A 377-nucleotide genomic window follows, 5' to 3' on the forward strand; every position below is an offset into this window, starting at 1 on the left:
CTCAGGTTGAGGAATATGTTACTGGGCATCTTCGATATGCAGGAGTTGATCAACCAATCTTTTCAGATGGGGCGATTGGCGAAATTCATCGGTTCTCTGGTGGTGCCGCAAGGCTCATTAATAAACTCTGTACACATAGTCTTCTGTATGGCTCACAAAATGGCCGTAGGATCATTGACGATCATATGATCAAGCAAGTCATCCAAGGGGAACTCTCATGAAAACCCGTTGGAAAGAGATGAATTACAATGAAGAGCTGGATTGTTGGGTTGTGTTGTGGGGTGAGAATTTAGGTTATAAGATGCGATACGGTGAATGGTTTGATCTTCATCTAGGATATGGTCGGACTCTTCCCTGCCGCTTGGAACTTGGCAGAG

Annotated in this window: 1 protein-coding gene and 1 pseudogene; both read left to right on the forward strand. The window is 44.8% G+C overall.

Annotated elements, in window-relative coordinates:
• Positions 1-221: pseudogene (locus M3212_RS21825) on the forward strand (AAA family ATPase); the annotation flags it as partial.
• A gap of 17 nt (positions 222-238) precedes the next feature.
• A partial coding sequence (locus M3212_RS21830) for a DUF5348 domain-containing protein (RefSeq protein ID WP_251195997.1) occupies positions 239-377 on the forward strand: 139 nt, incomplete at its 3' end.

It is taken from the genome of Halalkalibacter oceani (assembly GCF_023715705.1).
Classification (GTDB): Bacteria; Bacillota; Bacilli; order Bacillales; family Bacillaceae_D; genus Halalkalibacter; species Halalkalibacter oceani_A.